Source organism: Nonomuraea sp. NPDC048892 (assembly GCF_040649735.1).
Taxonomy (GTDB): Bacteria; Actinomycetota; Actinomycetes; order Streptosporangiales; family Streptosporangiaceae; genus Nonomuraea; species Nonomuraea maheshkhaliensis.
This window is the reverse complement of the sequence record NZ_JBEZFZ010000003.1, coordinates 84,489-99,265: the sequence shown is the minus strand read 5'-3', so window position 1 is coordinate 99,265 and position 14,777 is coordinate 84,489. Positions and strand designations below refer to the sequence as shown.

16 protein-coding genes are annotated in these 14,777 nt (G+C 71.3%); 12 read left to right on the top strand and 4 right to left on the bottom strand.

Annotated elements, in window-relative coordinates:
- The first annotated feature begins 2 nt into the window (after positions 1-2).
- The 6 genes from frdA to AB0C28_RS10215 all read left to right on the top strand — a co-directional run bounded on the left by frdA (position 3) and on the right by AB0C28_RS10215 (position 7,116).
- Entirely contained in the window at positions 3-1,739 is a 1,737-nt protein-coding gene (gene frdA / locus AB0C28_RS10240) for a fumarate reductase (quinol) flavoprotein subunit (protein ID WP_357844986.1), read from the top strand.
- On the top strand, positions 1,732-2,490 hold the full coding sequence (sdhB, locus tag AB0C28_RS10235; protein WP_357844989.1) for a succinate dehydrogenase iron-sulfur subunit: 759 nt from the start codon (positions 1,732-1,734) through the stop codon (positions 2,488-2,490). The genes frdA and sdhB overlap by 8 nt, the downstream gene beginning before the upstream one ends.
- A complete protein-coding gene (locus AB0C28_RS10230; protein WP_358073643.1) occupies positions 2,487-2,888 on the top strand; it encodes a hypothetical protein in 402 nt (133 codons plus the stop codon). Before sdhB ends, AB0C28_RS10230 begins: the two co-directional genes overlap by 4 nt.
- A complete protein-coding gene (frdD, locus tag AB0C28_RS10225; RefSeq protein WP_357844995.1) occupies positions 2,885-3,277 on the top strand; it encodes a fumarate reductase subunit FrdD in 393 nt (130 codons plus the stop codon). The genes AB0C28_RS10230 and frdD overlap by 4 nt, the downstream gene beginning before the upstream one ends.
- A 112-nt stretch (positions 3,278-3,389) precedes the next feature.
- A complete protein-coding gene (locus tag AB0C28_RS10220) occupies positions 3,390-6,131 on the top strand; it encodes an immune inhibitor A domain-containing protein (RefSeq protein ID WP_358073642.1) in 2,742 nt (913 codons plus the stop codon).
- A gap of 46 nt (positions 6,132-6,177) precedes the next feature.
- Positions 6,178-7,116: a diacylglycerol kinase family protein gene (locus AB0C28_RS10215; RefSeq protein WP_358073641.1), complete on the top strand. Its 939-nt coding sequence runs from the start codon at positions 6,178-6,180 to the stop codon at positions 7,114-7,116.
- Between the two features lie 54 nt (positions 7,117-7,170).
- Here the strand turns inward: AB0C28_RS10215 and AB0C28_RS10210 are convergent, their stop codons facing one another.
- Both AB0C28_RS10210 and AB0C28_RS10205 read right to left on the bottom strand, forming a co-directional pair.
- Positions 7,171-7,941, bottom strand: a complete 771-nt coding sequence (locus AB0C28_RS10210) for an SWIM zinc finger family protein (protein WP_358073640.1) — start codon at positions 7,939-7,941, stop codon at positions 7,171-7,173.
- Positions 7,941-10,955 (bottom strand): DEAD/DEAH box helicase, encoded by a 3,015-nt coding sequence (locus AB0C28_RS10205; protein ID WP_358073639.1) that lies wholly within the window; start codon positions 10,953-10,955, stop codon positions 7,941-7,943. Before AB0C28_RS10205 ends, AB0C28_RS10210 begins: the two co-directional genes overlap by 1 nt.
- A gap of 78 nt (positions 10,956-11,033) precedes the next feature.
- Between AB0C28_RS10205 and AB0C28_RS10200 the strand changes: the two genes are divergently transcribed.
- From AB0C28_RS10200 to AB0C28_RS10180, 5 genes are all read left to right on the top strand, one after another.
- A complete protein-coding gene (locus AB0C28_RS10200; RefSeq protein ID WP_358073638.1) occupies positions 11,034-11,786 on the top strand; it encodes a methyltransferase domain-containing protein in 753 nt (250 codons plus the stop codon).
- Between the two features lie 67 nt (positions 11,787-11,853).
- On the top strand, positions 11,854-12,018 hold the full coding sequence (locus AB0C28_RS10195; RefSeq protein WP_357845015.1) for a hypothetical protein: 165 nt from the start codon (positions 11,854-11,856) through the stop codon (positions 12,016-12,018).
- 64 nt (positions 12,019-12,082) lie between these two features.
- Positions 12,083-12,463, top strand: a complete 381-nt coding sequence (locus AB0C28_RS10190) for a phage holin family protein (RefSeq protein WP_358073637.1) — start codon at positions 12,083-12,085, stop codon at positions 12,461-12,463.
- Complete coding sequence (locus AB0C28_RS10185; RefSeq protein ID WP_357845021.1) at positions 12,460-13,158, top strand: DUF3618 domain-containing protein; 699 nt, start codon at positions 12,460-12,462, stop codon at positions 13,156-13,158. Before AB0C28_RS10190 ends, AB0C28_RS10185 begins: the two co-directional genes overlap by 4 nt.
- A gap of 117 nt (positions 13,159-13,275) precedes the next feature.
- Positions 13,276-13,716, top strand: a complete 441-nt coding sequence (locus AB0C28_RS10180) for a protease inhibitor I42 family protein (protein ID WP_357845301.1) — start codon at positions 13,276-13,278, stop codon at positions 13,714-13,716.
- A gap of 106 nt (positions 13,717-13,822) precedes the next feature.
- Here AB0C28_RS10180 and AB0C28_RS10175 read toward each other — a convergent pair whose 3' ends face one another.
- Positions 13,823-14,398 (bottom strand): TetR/AcrR family transcriptional regulator, encoded by a 576-nt coding sequence (locus AB0C28_RS10175; RefSeq protein ID WP_358073636.1) that lies wholly within the window; start codon positions 14,396-14,398, stop codon positions 13,823-13,825.
- A 4-nt stretch (positions 14,399-14,402) separates the two neighbouring features.
- Entirely contained in the window at positions 14,403-14,630 is a 228-nt protein-coding gene (locus AB0C28_RS10170; RefSeq protein WP_358073635.1) for a hypothetical protein, read from the bottom strand.
- Between AB0C28_RS10170 and AB0C28_RS10165 the strand changes: the two genes are divergently transcribed.
- The gene (locus tag AB0C28_RS10165; protein WP_358073634.1) at positions 14,629-14,760 is read left to right on the top strand and encodes a hypothetical protein; all 132 of its coding nucleotides are present in this window, start codon (positions 14,629-14,631) and stop codon (positions 14,758-14,760) included. The two genes, AB0C28_RS10170 and AB0C28_RS10165, sit on opposite strands and share 2 nt — an antisense overlap.
- Positions 14,761-14,777: the final 17 nt, after the last annotated feature.

Below are 14,777 nucleotides of genomic sequence, written 5' to 3'. Positions count from 1 at the left end.
CAATGATCGATGTGCTCATCGTCGGGGGAGGCGGAGCGGGGCTGCGGGCGGCGATCGCGGTCGCCGAGACCGACCCCTCGCTCAGGGTGGCGGTCGTGTCGAAGGTCTATCCGATGCGCAGCCACACCGTCTCCGCCGAGGGCGGCGCCGCCGCCGTGATCGGCGCCGGCGACACGCTCGACGAGCACTGCTACGACACGATCTCGGGCGGCGACTGGCTCTGCGACCAGGACGCGGTGGAGGCGTTCGTGTCGGAGGCGCCCAAGGAGCTGATCCAGCTGGAGCACTGGGGCTGCCCGTGGAGCCGGGAGAGCGACGGCCGGGTCGCGGTGCGCCCGTTCGGCGGGATGAAGAAGATGCGCACCTGGTACGCCGCCGACAAGACCGGCTTCCACCTCCTGCACACGCTCTTCCAGACCACCCTGAAATATCAGGACATCATCAGGTACGACGAGTGGTACGTCACCAAGCTCGTCGTCGACGACGGCCGGGTGCACGGCGTCGTGGCCGTCGAGATCAGGACCGGCCGCATCGAGACCATCCCCGCCAGAACGGTCGTCCTGGCCACCGGCGGCTGCGGCAGGATCTTCCCCTTCACCACGAACGCCGCCATCAAGACGGGCGACGGCATGGCCCTGGCCTACCGCGAGGGCGCGCCGCTGAAGGACATGGAGTTCGTTCAGTACCACCCCACCGGCCTGCCCTTCACCGGCATCCTCATCACCGAGGCGGCCAGGGCGGAGGGCGGCTGGCTGATCAACAAGGACGGCTACCGCTACCTCCAGGACTACGACCTCGGCAGCCCCACGCCCACGCCGAAGCTGCGCAGCATGGAGCTCGGGCCGCGCGACCGGCTGTCGCAGGCGTTCGTGCACGAGCAGGAGAAGGGCCGCACGGTGGACACCCCGTACGGGCCCGTCGTCTACCTCGACCTGCGCCACCTCGGCGAGTCGAAGATCGACGCCCGGATCCCGTTCGTGCGCGAGCTGTGCCGCAGCTACCAGAACCTCGACCCGGCCACCGACCTCATCCCCGTGCGGCCCGTCGCGCACTACATGATGGGCGGCGTCCACACCGACATCGACGGCGCCACTCCGATCGCCGGCCTGTTCGCGGCCGGGGAGACGGCGTGCGTGAGCATCAACGGCGCCAACCGGCTCGGCTCCAACTCGCTGCCGGAGATCCTCGTCTTCGGCCGCAGGGCCGGGATCGCGGCCGCCGCGTTCGCCAGGTCGCACGCCGGCGCGGCGGAGGTGGCGGCCGTACGCACCCAGGGAGAGGACGAGCGGCGGCGGTTGGAACGCGTGCGCGGGGGCAGCAGCCACGGTGAGCGGATCGCCGACCTGCGCGAACGGATGCAGCACACGCTGGAGGGAGCCGCCGGCATCTACCGCGCGGGAGACGTGCTGGCCAAGGCCGCCGACACGCTCGCGGACCTGCGTGAGCGCGCCCAAGAAGCGCGCGTCGACGACACCAGCACCGCCTTCAACACCGAGCTGATCAGCCTTCAGGAGCTGCACGCCATGCTGGAGATCGCGCAGACCGTGGTGGCCTGCGCGCTGAACAGGCAGGAGTCGCGCGGCGCGCACCAGCGCACCGACTTCACCGCCAGGGACGACGAGACGTACCTGGCCCACTCGCTCGTGCACCGCGCGCCCGACGGCGCCCCGTCCGTCGGGCTGCTGCCCGTGACGATCACCCGCTGGCCTCCGGGAGAAAGGGTCTACGGCCGTGACTGACACCACCGAGGCGGTACGGCGGGCGAGCACGCGCACGATCCGCATGGAGGTCTCCCGCTACCGGCCTGGCGAGGACGCCGAGCCGGTGTTCCAGGACTACGAGGTGCCGCTCATGGCCGACTGGGCGGTGCTCGACGGGCTCAACTACATCAAGGACCGGCTCGACGGCAGCCTGTCCTACCGGTGGTCGTGCCGGATGGGCGTGTGCGGCTCGTGCGGCATGAACGTCAACGGCGAACCCCGGCTGACCTGCGGCACCTTCCTGACCGAGTACGGCGAGGGGCCGGTCAGGATCGAGCCGCTCAAGGGCTTCCCCGTGATCAGGGACCTGGTCGTGGACATCGACGACTTCCTGGCCAAGCTGTCGTCCGTGCGGCCCTGGCTGATCAGGGAGGGGGAGGAGCCGCCGCTGACGGCCGAGTACGCCCAGACGCCCGAGCAGTTGGAGGCGTACAAGCAGTACAGCATGTGCATCAACTGCCTGCTGTGTTACTCGGCCTGCCCCGTCTACGTGCTCGACCCCGACTTCCTCGGCCCGGCGGCGATGGCGCTGGCCCAGCGTTACAACCTGGACTCGCGGGACATGGGCGACCGGTTCGACGTGCTCAACCTGGAGGACTCGGTGTGGGGCTGCACGTTCGTCGGCGAGTGCACCAGCGTCTGCCCCAAGCACGTGGATCCGGCCGAGGCCATCCAGCGTTACAAGCTGACCGCGGCCCTGCGCTCGGTGCTGCCGTGGAGCCGGCGATGAAGACCGGCGTCGCCCCCGGCGACTACCGGCCGCGGCGGGACGCCTTCTGGTTCGCCCGCAGCCGCGCCTACACCGTCTTCGTGCTGCGCGAGCTGACCAGCGTCTTCGTGGCCTGGGCGGTCGTCTTCCTGCTGCTGCTCGTGGACGCGGTGCTGGGCGGGAGCCTGCCGGAGTTCGCGGCGCTGGCCGCCCGGCCGTGGATGATCGCGATCAACGTGCTGGCGCTGGCCGCGACCTGCTTCCACGCGATCACGTTCCTCAACCTCGCGCCCAAGGCCACCGTGGTGCGGCTGGACGGCTACCGGCTGCCCGCGTGGCTGATCCAGGGCGGCAACCACTCGTTGTGGCTGGTGGTGTCGGCGATCATCGCGTTCTTCGTCCTGAGGGGGTTCCGGTGAGGCGCGAGAGGGGTCCGGCCAGGCGTGGAGGAAGCTCGGCCAGGCGCACGCCGGAGCCGTACCTGTGGCTGCTGTTCAGCGGCGGGGGAGTGGTGGCGGCGCTGCTGCTGCCCGTGCTGGTGCTGCTGTTCGGGGTGCTCATGCCGCTCGGGATCGTGGCCTGGCCCACGCCCGAGCACCTGCGGGCGCTGCTGGACGGCGTGCTGGTCCGGGTGGGGCTGGTGGTGGTCGTCGTGCTGTGTCTCTTCCACGCCGCGCACCGCATCCGGCACACCAGCGAGGAGCTCTTCGGCATCGCCAGGTTCGACCCGCTGATCGCGCTGCTCTGTTACGGAGGAGCCGTCGCGGGCGGGGTGGTCGCCGCCGTATTGATGGTGGAAATGTCGTAGTTTGATCACGTTTCAACAACGTACTTTACGACTCGTTGACGCACCCTCTAACGTCCGGCATTGCACACCCTATGGCCATGCGCCCGGCGATCCCGGGCAGAGAGGGTTCCTGGTGCCCAGCACAAAGCGCCTGTTAGCAACACTTCCCGCGGTGGCCCTGCTCGGCGCCGCGTTGTCCGTGCCCGCCGCGCAGGCGAGCTCCGTCGCGGTCTATGAGCCCACGGCCTCCGACTTCTACATCAATTACGCGCCTCCGCAGGTGGAGAAGGAAGTAAAGGACCCCGCGGTCGCCGACCAGCGGGCCCGTTCGCTCAGCCCGGCGCAGAAGTTCGACCGCAAGTTCAGCAGCGGAAACCCGGCGGCCGGTCGCATTCTCGCCGCGCGCGAGCAGCAGGCCGTCAAGTCCGGCCGCAACCCCGCTGAATGGATCTTCAAGAACTCCAAGCAGACCCGCACGGCCAAGCTCCTCACCGTGCTCGTCGAGTTCAACGACCAGGCCAACGACGACTTCTCCGGCTTCAACCGGCTGCGCACGGTCAACAGCGCGCCGAACGACTGCGCCGTCGAGCCGGCCGGCACGCTGCTCAACGGCCCGCTGCACAACAACATCCCCGACCCGGCGACGCTGCCACAGAAGGACAACAACTCCTTCTGGGTCAAGGACTTCAGCACCGCGCACTTCAACAAGATGCTCTACACGGACAAGGGCATCACCGAGCGCGTGCGCCCGGACCTGAAGGACCCGCGCGACGGCAAGCGCGGCATCGACATCTCCGGCCAGACCATGAAGAAGATGTACGAGGAGATGTCGAAGGGGGCCTACTCCGTCACCGGCTCCGCGGTCGGCTGGATCAAGGTGCCCCACTCCGAGGCGTACTACGGCGCCGCGGCCTGTGGCGGCGCGCCGCAGGACATGTCCGGCCACCCGGACAACCCGCTCGGCGCCCAGCAGTTGCCGATCGACACGGTCGAGGCCCTGGCCGCCGCGCAGCCCGACTTCCCGTGGGCCGACTACGACGTCGAGGACATCTCCGACGCCGACGGCGACGGCAACTTCACCGAGCCCGACGGCGTCATCGACCACCTGGTGCTCGTGCACGCCGGCAAGGACAAGTCCTCCGACGGCGGCGCCCAGGGCACGTACGCGATCTGGGCGCACTCCAGCGCGGTCGCGGGCGGCTACAAGATCCCCGGCACCGACAAGAAGATCTCGAACTACATCGTGCAGCCGGAGGACTCCGGCGTCGGCGTCTTCGCCCACGAGTACGGCCACGACCTCGGCCTGCCCGACCTGTACGACACCTCGGGCGCGGCCAGCTCCGCCGTGGACTTCTGGGACCTCATGTCCAGCGGCTCCCACTCCGGCCCGATCTTCCAGTCGATGCCGACGCACATGGGCCTGTGGGACAAGTGGGTGCTCGGCTGGGCCAACCCGAAGACGTTCAACCCGGGTGACGCCGCCAAGCTCGTCACGGTCGGCCAGTCCTCGCGCACGCCCAAGCTCACCCAGGACGGCGTCCGGGTCAACCTGGCCTCCACGCCGCTGAAGATGATCGACGTGCACAGCGGCTCCAACGCCTGGTGGAGCGGCCTCGACCAGGACTGGGCGAACCTCACCCTGACCCGCGACGTGCCCGTCCCCGCCGGGACCGACGTGAAGTTCTGGATGTGGAACAACTACGTCATCGAGCAGGACTGGGACTTCGGCTTCGTCGAGGTCTCCACCGACGGCGGCGAGACGTGGACCCAGCAGAAGGTCTTCGACGAGGCCGGCAACGAGGTCAGCACGGCCGACGACTACCCGGACCCGAACAAGAACCTCAAGACGTTCGGCGACAAGAAGTACGGCCTCACCGGTGACAGCGGCGGCTGGCGGCACGACTACGTGAACCTCACGCCGTTCGCCGGGCAGAGCGTCAAGCTGCGGCTGACGTTCAACTCCGACGCCGCCTTCCAGGAGCGCGGCTGGCACGCCGACGACTTCGAGCTCACCAACGGCGGCACCTCCGTCTGGAGCGACGACGTCGAGGGCGACACCGGCTGGAAGCCCGTCGGCGGCACGTTCACCAACACCAGCGGAGCCGGCTGGACCCGCAACAACGGCGAGCGCGAGATCTCCCGCTTCTACCTCGCCGAGTGGCGCAACTTCGACGGCTTCGACAAGGGCCTGCAGTACACCTACGACACCGACTACCTCCGCGAGGGGGCGTGGAAGGTGCAGAAGGTGAAGTACAACGCGCCCGGCCTGCTGGTGTGGTACCGCGACTCGACGTTCGTCAACAACAACGTCGGATCGACCGTCACCCAGTCGCCGAGCATCGGCCCCAAGGGCAGCCTGCTGGTCGTCGACTCCCACTACGAGCCGCTCCGCCGCACCGGCGCCGCGGCCACGAAGGACCCGACGCTCAACAAGAACCTGCAAGGGCGCGTCCAGACCTCGAACGCCGCGTTCGGGTTCGGCAAGACGTACCCGTTCAAGGAGTGCCTGGAGGCGGCGGACGAGCCGTACAGCGCCTACTGCACGGACTTCCCCGCACAGAAGGGCGTCTCCACCTTCACCGACGCCAAGACCTGGTACCCGGGCATCGAGCAGATCGGCACCGGCCTGTTCTACCGGGACGTCGACGCCTCGGTGGTCGTGCCCTCCAAGGGCGACCAGCGCTACTCCACCCGTGTGGTGCACCAGGACGGCACCCCCGCCACGGAGCTGTACGGCCAGGTGGCCGCCGGCTCGACCCTCGGCACCGGCAACCCCGGTGACGAGGGCAAGGCGCTGGGCGTGCAGTTCAAACTGGTGAGCCCGCTGCCGGGCAACCTCGGCGCGATCGTCCACGTGGTCCCGCCGAAGAAGTGAATCAAGGGGCCGCCGGGCAGGCCCGGCGGCCCTAACATTGATGACCATGAGCGAATTGCGCACCAAAGACGAGCACACCCAGGCGATCCAGCGCGATCGCCGGGTGGCGGTGGTGGTGAACACTCGCTCGCGGCGCGGGCGCCGCCACTACTTCGAGGTGATCGAGCAGATCCACAACCTCGGCTTCGAGCCGCTGGTGGAGCTGTCGGTCTACAACCCCAAGCGCCTGCGCGACCTGCTCGACACCGCCCTCGCCACCGACCCCGACCTGCTCATCGTCGGCGGCGGCGACGGCACCCTGTCCTCCGCCGTACGCCACGTCGCCCACCGCGACGTCGCGCTCGGCGTGCTGCCGCTCGGCACCACCAACAACTTCGCCCGCAGCCTCGGCCTGCCGCTCGACCTGGCCGGCGCGATCAAGGTGTTCGCCGAGGGCAAGGTGGCCGACATCGACCTCGGCATGGCCGACGACCGGCCGTTCGCCAACCTGGCCAGCTTCGGCGTCTCCGTCGAGGTGGCCGGCAAGGTCAAGCCGTGGCTCAAGCGCATCGTGGGCCGCCCCGCCTACCCGCTCACGGCGCTGACGATCCTGCCCGGCCACACGCCGTTCCGCGCCTACATCACGGTCGAGGGCGAGCGCCACGAGCTGCTCACCCACCAGCTCAACATCGCCAACGGCCGCTTCCACGGCGGCTGGCAGGTGGCCAGGGACATCAGCATCGACAACGGCATGCTGGTCGCCTACCAGCTGGGCTCGGGCAAGAAGCTGCGCCTGCTCGGCGAGACCCTGATCAGGGCGACCACCGGCCGCTGGCGCAGCCTCGCGGGCGGGCCGTTCGTGACGGGCCGGGAGATGCTCCTGGAGACCGACCCGCCGATGGCCGCCGACGTGGACGGCGAGGTGCGGCTGCGCACCCCGATCCGGCTCCGCGTGGTGCCGAACGGCGTCCGTGTCATGGTCCCCGCCGACTTCGACGACCGCTGATCGCCTGAAGGCCGGTCTCAGGCGATCGGCTCCGTCTCGGGCGCCGGCTCGGCGTCAGGCGTCGGCGAAGCCTTGGTAGGCCTGCGTGAGCGGGCGGGTGAGGTCGCCGGGCGGTGGGAAGACGCGCAGCAGCAGGTCGGGGGCGGCCGGTGTGGGGCGGCGTTCCGGGCGGTGGGCCGTGGCTCCGGGGGCGTAGAAGTCGGCCAGGCGGTCGGCGAACGGCACGTCCGTCACCGACAGCCCGGCGGTCGCCGGTTCGTCGGCCAGTGAGCCGAGCAACTGCTCGCGGGTCCGGCCGCGCCAGGCCAGCACCAGGAACGGGTCGTCGTCGAACGACTCCGCCAGCAGGTAGAGCACCGCCGACAGGTGCTTGCACGGGAAACCCCAGTCGGGGCACGAGCAGTCCATGTCGAGGTCGCGCGGGAACAGGTCGAGCCCCATTGCCGCGAACAACTCCTCGATCTCCGGCGGCATCTCGCCCGCCAGCAGCTTGGCCCGGTAGACGGCCTGCGCCGCGATCGACTCCTCGACGGCCGTCCAGCGTCGCTCGTCGTACGCCTCGATCCGCACCACGACCTTGTACGGCTGCCGCCGCGACCCCTGCACGGCGGCCCTGACCTCACCGGCCGACAGGTCGATCGACAAGACCTGGCCCTGGCGGGCGTAGGCACGGCCGCGCGTGAGGCGGCCCTTGTCGCAGATGCGCTCCAGGATGTCGATGAACCGGCGCGACCACCAGGTGGAGCCGATGCTGCCGCGGCGCGTGCGGGCCTTGAGACCGTGCTCGACCTTGATCGGGCCGCCGCCGTCGTACCAGCCGGACATCAGCTCACCCCTTCGGCCGTCAGCGCGAACACCTCGCGCAGTTCCTCGGTCGACAGGTCCGTCAGCCACTCCTCGCCGGTGCCGACGACCCGCTCGGCCAGCGCCTTCTTCCGTTCGATCATCTCGTCCACGCGCTCCTCCAGGGTGCCGGCGCAGATGAGCTTGCGCACCTGGACGTTCTTGCGCTGGCCGATCCGGAACGCGCGGTCGGTCGCCTGGTCCTCGACGGCCGGGTTCCACCAGCGGTCCACGTGGATGACGTGGTTCGCGGCCGTCAGGTTGAGCCCGACGCCGGCCGCCTTGAGCGAGAGCACGAACAGCGTCGGCTCGTCGTCGTGCTGGAAGCGGTCCACCAGGCGGTCGCGGGTCTTCTTCGGCAGGCCGCCGTGCAGCCACAGGACCGGCCGCTCCAGCCGCTGGGCGAGGTAGGGCTGGAGCATCGTGCCGAACTCCGCGTACTGGGTGAACAGCAGCGCCTTCTCGCCCTCGGCCAGGATCTCCTCGGCCAGCTGCTCCAGGCGGGCCAGCTTGCCCGACCTGCCCGCCAGCCTGGAGCCGTCCTTGAGCAGGTGGGCGGGATGGTTGCAGACCTGCTTGAGCCGGGCCATGGCCGACAGCACCAGGCCGCGCCGCTCGATGCCCTCGCTGTCGTTGATCCTGGCCAGCATGTCGTCCACGACGGCCCGGTAGAGCGTGGCCTGCTCGGTGGTGAGCGGGCACCACTCCTTGACCTCCAGCTTCTCCGGCAGGTCGGAGATGATGGACTTGTCGGTCTTGAGGCGGCGCAGGATGAACGGGCCGGTCGCCTGCTTCAGCGCCCTGGCCGCCTGCTCGTCCTGACGGGCCTCGATCGGCTCCTGGAAGCGGGTCCTGAACCGCGAGCGCGGCCCCAGCAGCCCCGGATTCGCGAACTCCATGATCGACCAGAGCTCGGCCAGGTGGTTCTCCACCGGGGTGCCGGTCAGCGCGAGCCTGCTCTCCGCGGGGATCGCGCGCACCGCCCTGGCCTGCAGCGTGCCGCTGTTCTTGATCGCCTGGGCCTCGTCGCACACGACCCTGCGCCAGGTGTGCTCCTTGAGCGTCTCCAGGTCGCGCTGGGCGGTGCCGTACGTGGTGATCACCAGGTCGGCGTCCTTGATCTCGGCCGCGTCCCTGCCGCTGCCGTGGTGCACGTACACCCGCAGGTCCGGCGCGAACCTGGCCGCCTCCCGCTGCCAGTTGCCCACCAGCGACATCGGGCACACCAGCAGCGTCGGCGCGCCGGGCCCTTCGTGCACGAGCAGCGCCAGCGTGGTGATCGTCTTGCCCAGGCCCATGTCGTCGGCGAGCACCCCGCCGAGGCCCAGCCCCGACAGGAAGCTCAGCCAGGCCAGCCCCCGCTCCTGGTACGGCCGCAGCGTGGCGTCCAGGCCCGGCGGCGTGGCCAGCGGGGTCAGCCGCCGCTCGGCCTGCCCGGACAGCAGGTCGCCGAGCGCGCCGTCGGCGTCCACCGCCAGCAGCGGCAGCTCGTCATCGCTCTGGACGATCTCGCGCAGCAGGTCGGCGGCGCTCGCCTCGCCCGTACGGCCGCCCTCGACGGCCCGCAACGCCGCCTTGAGCTGCCTGTCGTCCAGCTCCACCCACTGGCCGCGCACTCTGACCAGCGGCACCTTGAGCCGGGCCAGCTCGGCCAGCTCCTCCTCGCTGATCGTCTCCTCGCCCACCGCCAGGTCGACACGGAAGTCCAGCAGCTCCGCCATGCCGAAGCCCTGGCCGGCGGCGGCCGACTGCGTCTTGGTCCTGGTGGTCAGCTTCAGCCCCAGCCGGGTGCGGCCGGCCCAGCGCGGCAGCTGCACCCCGAACCCGGCCGCCTGCAGCAGTGGCGCGGCCGAGCGCAGGAAGCCGAACGCGCCCGCCGTGTCCAGCTCCAGCACGCTCGGCTTGGGGACGCGCAGGGCGCGGTCGAGCTCGGGATAGAGCCTGACGGCGCGGCCGAGCCCGCTCAGCAGGTCGCGTTCGGGCCTGCCGGGCAGTCCTGTCACGCCGTCCCAGAGTGCGGCGGCAGGGACGTACAGGCTGGGGTCGTCGGTGGCCTGCAACGCCAGCTCGACCTGCCAGTCGTCGGTGTCTTCCGGCTCCAGCAGCCGGAAACACATGCGCGTCGCGCCTTCGGCGGCCACGACCGAGTCGTGCCAGCGTTCCAGCTCGTCGTGCAGCTCGGGGTCGTCGGGGCAGGCGGGGGCGTCGCCGGCGAGCGCGGCCAGCCAGCGTTCCCGGGTCGTCCTGGGCTTTCTGACGATCAGCGGAGCGGTCAGCGCCGCGCGAGCCACGGCGTCGGCGAACGTCTCCAGGGCCTGTCCGAGCACCTCGGCGGAGGGGCGTTCGGTCGCGGAGGTACGGCAGGCGGGCGGCATGGCCAGGGCCAGCTCGCGGAAGTAGGCGGCGTCGGCCCCGGTGAGCACCGGCCGCCATCCGGCCCTGGCGTCGTCGGGCGCGACGGCCCACATCCCCATGCCGTCGGGATCGTTTCCGGCCGGGGTGTTTCCGGGCGGGGTGCTCTCCGTCTGATCGGGGCGGATCAGGCGGGGGAGGACGCGGCCCCGGCGTACCAGGTCGCGGGCGAAGGCGGCGACGGCGGACCAGTGGCGCATCGTCGCGGTGCCGCGGTGGGCGGCCGGCGCGTCGAGTGCGTCGGGGACGGCGGGAAGCACGGCAGGCACCCGCCACAGCCGCAGTCTCGGCCGCGACACCTCCGTCAGCCGGCCGGTCTCCGGCGACGGCAGCGGCTCCTTGGCCGAGCCGGGCAGCAGCAGCTCCAGCGTCCGGGACGGGACGTCGTCCAGGCCGAGCGCGGCGGCGACGTCCGCCGACGAAGCGGCGAAGGGATGCGGCCGCACCGCGCCGGTCCGCCGCGACGAGACTGCGCCGCCGGAGTCGCGGGCGCCTCCGCTGCCCCCGCGCTCCGGGGTCGTGGGGTCGGTGGTCTCCGCCCAGAAGGCGAGGCCGTCCGTCGTCCACACCCCGTGTATCAGCACCCGGGCAGGCTACCGCCACCAGCGGAAGATCGGGGGCCGCCACGAAGACGCGGAGATCGTCCCCCGTAAGATCCGGTCATGAGATTCTCGGGGGCCGAGGACAGGTGGCGCGAGGGGCTGGGAACGCTGCGGGACGTCGTCCGCCAGGATCTCGTCACCCGGCAGCTCGCCGAGCACCTCCCCGCCACCCCCTGCCGCGTCCTCGACGTCGGCTCCGGCCAGGGCACGCAGGCGCTCAGGATGGCCGCCAGAGGCCACCACGTCACCGCGCTCGACGCGTCGCGTGAGCTGCTCGGCCTGCTGGAAGCCGGGATCCAGCCGGGCATGCGGGTCAGGACCGTGCACGCCGAGGCCGAGCGGCTGGGCGAGCTGTTCGAGCCGGGCGGCTTCGACGCGGTCCTCTGCCACGGCGTGCTGATGTACTTCGACGACCCCGACCCCCTCATCGCCGCCCTGGCCCGCCGGCTCGCCCCCGGCGGCCTGCTGTCGCTGCTGGTGCGCAACGGCGACGCCCTGGCCATGCGGCCGGGCCTGATGCGCGACTGGGCGGGGGCACTGCGGGCGTTCGAGGGCACCGGCTATCGCAACCGGCTCGGCGTGGACGCCAGGGCCGACCGGCTCGACGAGCTGACGGAGCGACTGGGGGCCCAGGGGCTGGAGGTGCGGCAGTGGTACGGCGTACGCGTGTTCAGCGACGCCGTACCCAAGGACGAACCCGTACCGGACGACGTCTACGACCTGCTGGCGGCCGAGGAGAAAGCGGGCAGGACCGACCCTTACCGCCGGGTGGCGGCCCTGACCCATCTGATCTGCCAGGTCAGGCGCGGCTGAGCGAGACAGGCGGACAAAGCGGTGGCGAAGCCCGGCTCGGCGGCAGCCGAAGTCGTACCATAGAGGTATGAATACTCCGGGATCGTGGTGTGAGCGGCCGAAGCCGCAGGCTCCCTCGTGCGAGCTCCCGTCCCCGTTCAGCAGGCCGAAGCAGCCCGGCAACTGGTGCGAGACCGAGAAGGACCCCGTGGCGTCGGTCTTCAAGTTCCTGATCAGGGCCGCCAAGCGCTGACGGGCGCGTGATAAAAGGCCGGCCGTCTGGGTAGTCGCCTTCCTCAGCGGAGGAGGCGAACGACGTGAACGACACCCACAAGCTGGTCAACGACCTTTCCGAGCAGGTCTCCCGGCTCGTGAAGGACGAGCTTCGCCTGGCCAGACTGGAGCTGGCGGAGAAGGGCAAGCGCGCCGGGTTCGGCGCGGGCCTGTTCGGTGCGGCCGGTGTGGCCGCGTTCTTCGGCGGTGCGACCCTCGTGGCCGCCGTCGTCATGCTCCTCGCTCTGGTGCTGCCCGGATGGGCGGCCGCCGCCATCGTGGCGGCCGTGCTGTTCGTCGCCGCCGCCCTTCTCGGGCTCATCGGCAAGAACGAGGTCAAGCAGGCCGGGCCGCCGGTGCCCCAAGAGACCATCGCGAGCGTCAAGGCCGACTTCGACATGGTCAAGGAGAGGGTACGGCGATGAGCGAGACGGACCCCGGATACAGCGAGCAGCACGCCGGCGACGTCGGCTCCCGCAGAGCGACCGTGGGCACGCCGACCGAGCGCGAGTCGATCAACGTACCCCCGACCAGGCCGGGCGCGGCGGAGAACGCGCACCGGGCCGAGGAGGCCCGGCAGGAACACGAGACGTTCGTGCCCGAGCCCCCCGTCCCGGACGAACGGTCCGAGGCCGCCGGGAGCCATCGGACCGAACAGGAGCCCGCGGGCGGGGCCCGCCGGCAAAACGACGAGCAGAAGGATGAGGACGACGTGCGCAGAGATATCGAGAAGACCCGGCGGGAGCTGGGCGAGACCGTCAGTGCGCTGGCGGCCAAGACGGACGTGAAGGGCCGGGCGGGGCACGTGGCGGAGGTCGCCAAGGACCGCGCCGGGCACGCCGCCGAACTGGCCAAGGACCGGGCCGGCCACGCGGCGGAGCTGGCCAAGGACAAGGCGGGACACGCGGCGGAGCTGGCCAAGGACAAGGCGGGACACGCCGCGGAACTGGCCAAGGACAAGGCCGCGGACGTGGCGGAGAAGGTCAGGACGAGCACGCCCGACCAGGTCAAGGACGTGGCGGCCGGGGCGAGGAAGCGGCCGGTGGTGCTCGTCGCGCTGGCGGGCGTGGTGGTCGCGTTCGTGGCGCGGCGCATGATGAGGCGGCGGTCCCATAAGTAGGCCCCATAAGTGAGCGCCGTCAGTAGGCGCGGCAAGCAGGCCGCCGATGCTCCCTGTGGGCGGCTCGCCGGACGCGGTGCCGCGCGGGCCGCCTGAGGCCGATAGCCTGCCCGGGTGATGCGTGCGACGGCTGCCGTCCTGCCGGCCCTGCTCCTGGCCCTGGTGGCGCCGCTGACGGCGTGCGGCGCCGGGTCGGCGGTGAACGACTACGGCAAGGTGATCAAGGGCTCGAAGGGCGCGACCGTGCAGGTGCGGGTGCGCCCGGGGCAGCGGTTCTCGCTGGCCGTTCCCGACAACCCGTCGGTGGGCGACAGCTGGGAGCTGGCGGAGGTGCCGGACGCGAAGGTGGCCTCGTTCATCAGCAAGGAACGCGAGAGCGAGGGCGACGCCCCGGGCTCGGGCGGCACCAGCTACTTCGTCTTCAACGGCAAGCGGCCGGGCACGACCGAGGTGCGGCTGTTCGACTGCTGGCGGTGCGGCCAGGCCAGGACACCGTCCACGGAGGACGGCAAGAGGCAGTCGGGCGAGGCGATCTTCGCCGTCACCGTGGCGGAATGAGCGCCCCAGGCCCAGGTCGAGGCCCCGGCGCAGGTCCAGGTCCCGATGTCGCGACGGGTGGCCCGAGTCGTGACGTACCGGCCCCGGATCAGGAGCGGGAGAGCTCTCAGACCGCCATCGCGCGGCACAGCACGTCGAGCGTCGTCTCCCTGACCACCTCGGGATCCGCGCCCGCCGCGAGCCGCCGCCGCCCCTCGCCCAGGATGCTCCACCCCAGGTGGGCGACCAGGTCGGGATGCTCGTGGCCGGCCTCGGCCAGGACGTCGCGGAGCGGGGCGATCATCGTCTCGTGCAGCTCGTCGAGCCGGACCCGGCAGGCGGGCGGCAGCTCGGCCGAGACCACCGCGCGCAGCACCGCGTAGTCGGGGCTCGCCACGAACGACAGCGTCACGACCCCGAACTCGCGCACCCGCTCCCGCAGGCCGCCCGGCACCGACGTGACGCCCTCCAGCCGAGCCCGCCAGCGCGGGACGGCGTCCTCGACGAGCTGGGCCAGGATGCCGGCGGTGGAGGAGAAGTAGCGGTAGACGCTGGAGCGGGCCAGCCCCACGCGGGCCCCGACGGCGGCCGGGGTCAGCCCGGCCGGGCCCTCGGCGACCAGGATCTCCAGCGCGGCCGCCAGCAGGGCCGCGTGCCGGCCGGCACGGTGGTCGGCCACCGTGGCCGCGCTGATCCTCGGCACCGCCTCACTCCTCCTCGGGTCGCCTGCCTCCAGTATCGGGCAGCAGCAGCGTCGCCCCGACCCCCAGGAACAGCACGAGCCCCGTGACGACGGTGACCCGGCGGGTGGCCTCGGCGGCGGCGGCCACGGCCGCGGCGTGCCGCGCGGGGTCCCTGATGGAGGCGACGGCCGCCCCGGCGCTCTCGCGTACGGCCCTGGCGAGCTGCGGCTGGTCCGGCAGGCGGTCGGTCATGGCCGATCAGCAGCGCGGCGTCGCCCGCCGCCGCGGCCAGCAGGCTCGCCACCAGGAACACCGCCAGCCCGAGCGCGAACGTCTTACGCCTGCCGCGTACGTCGCCCATCCGGCCGAGCGGGATGAGTAAGGCGGCGAACGTCAATG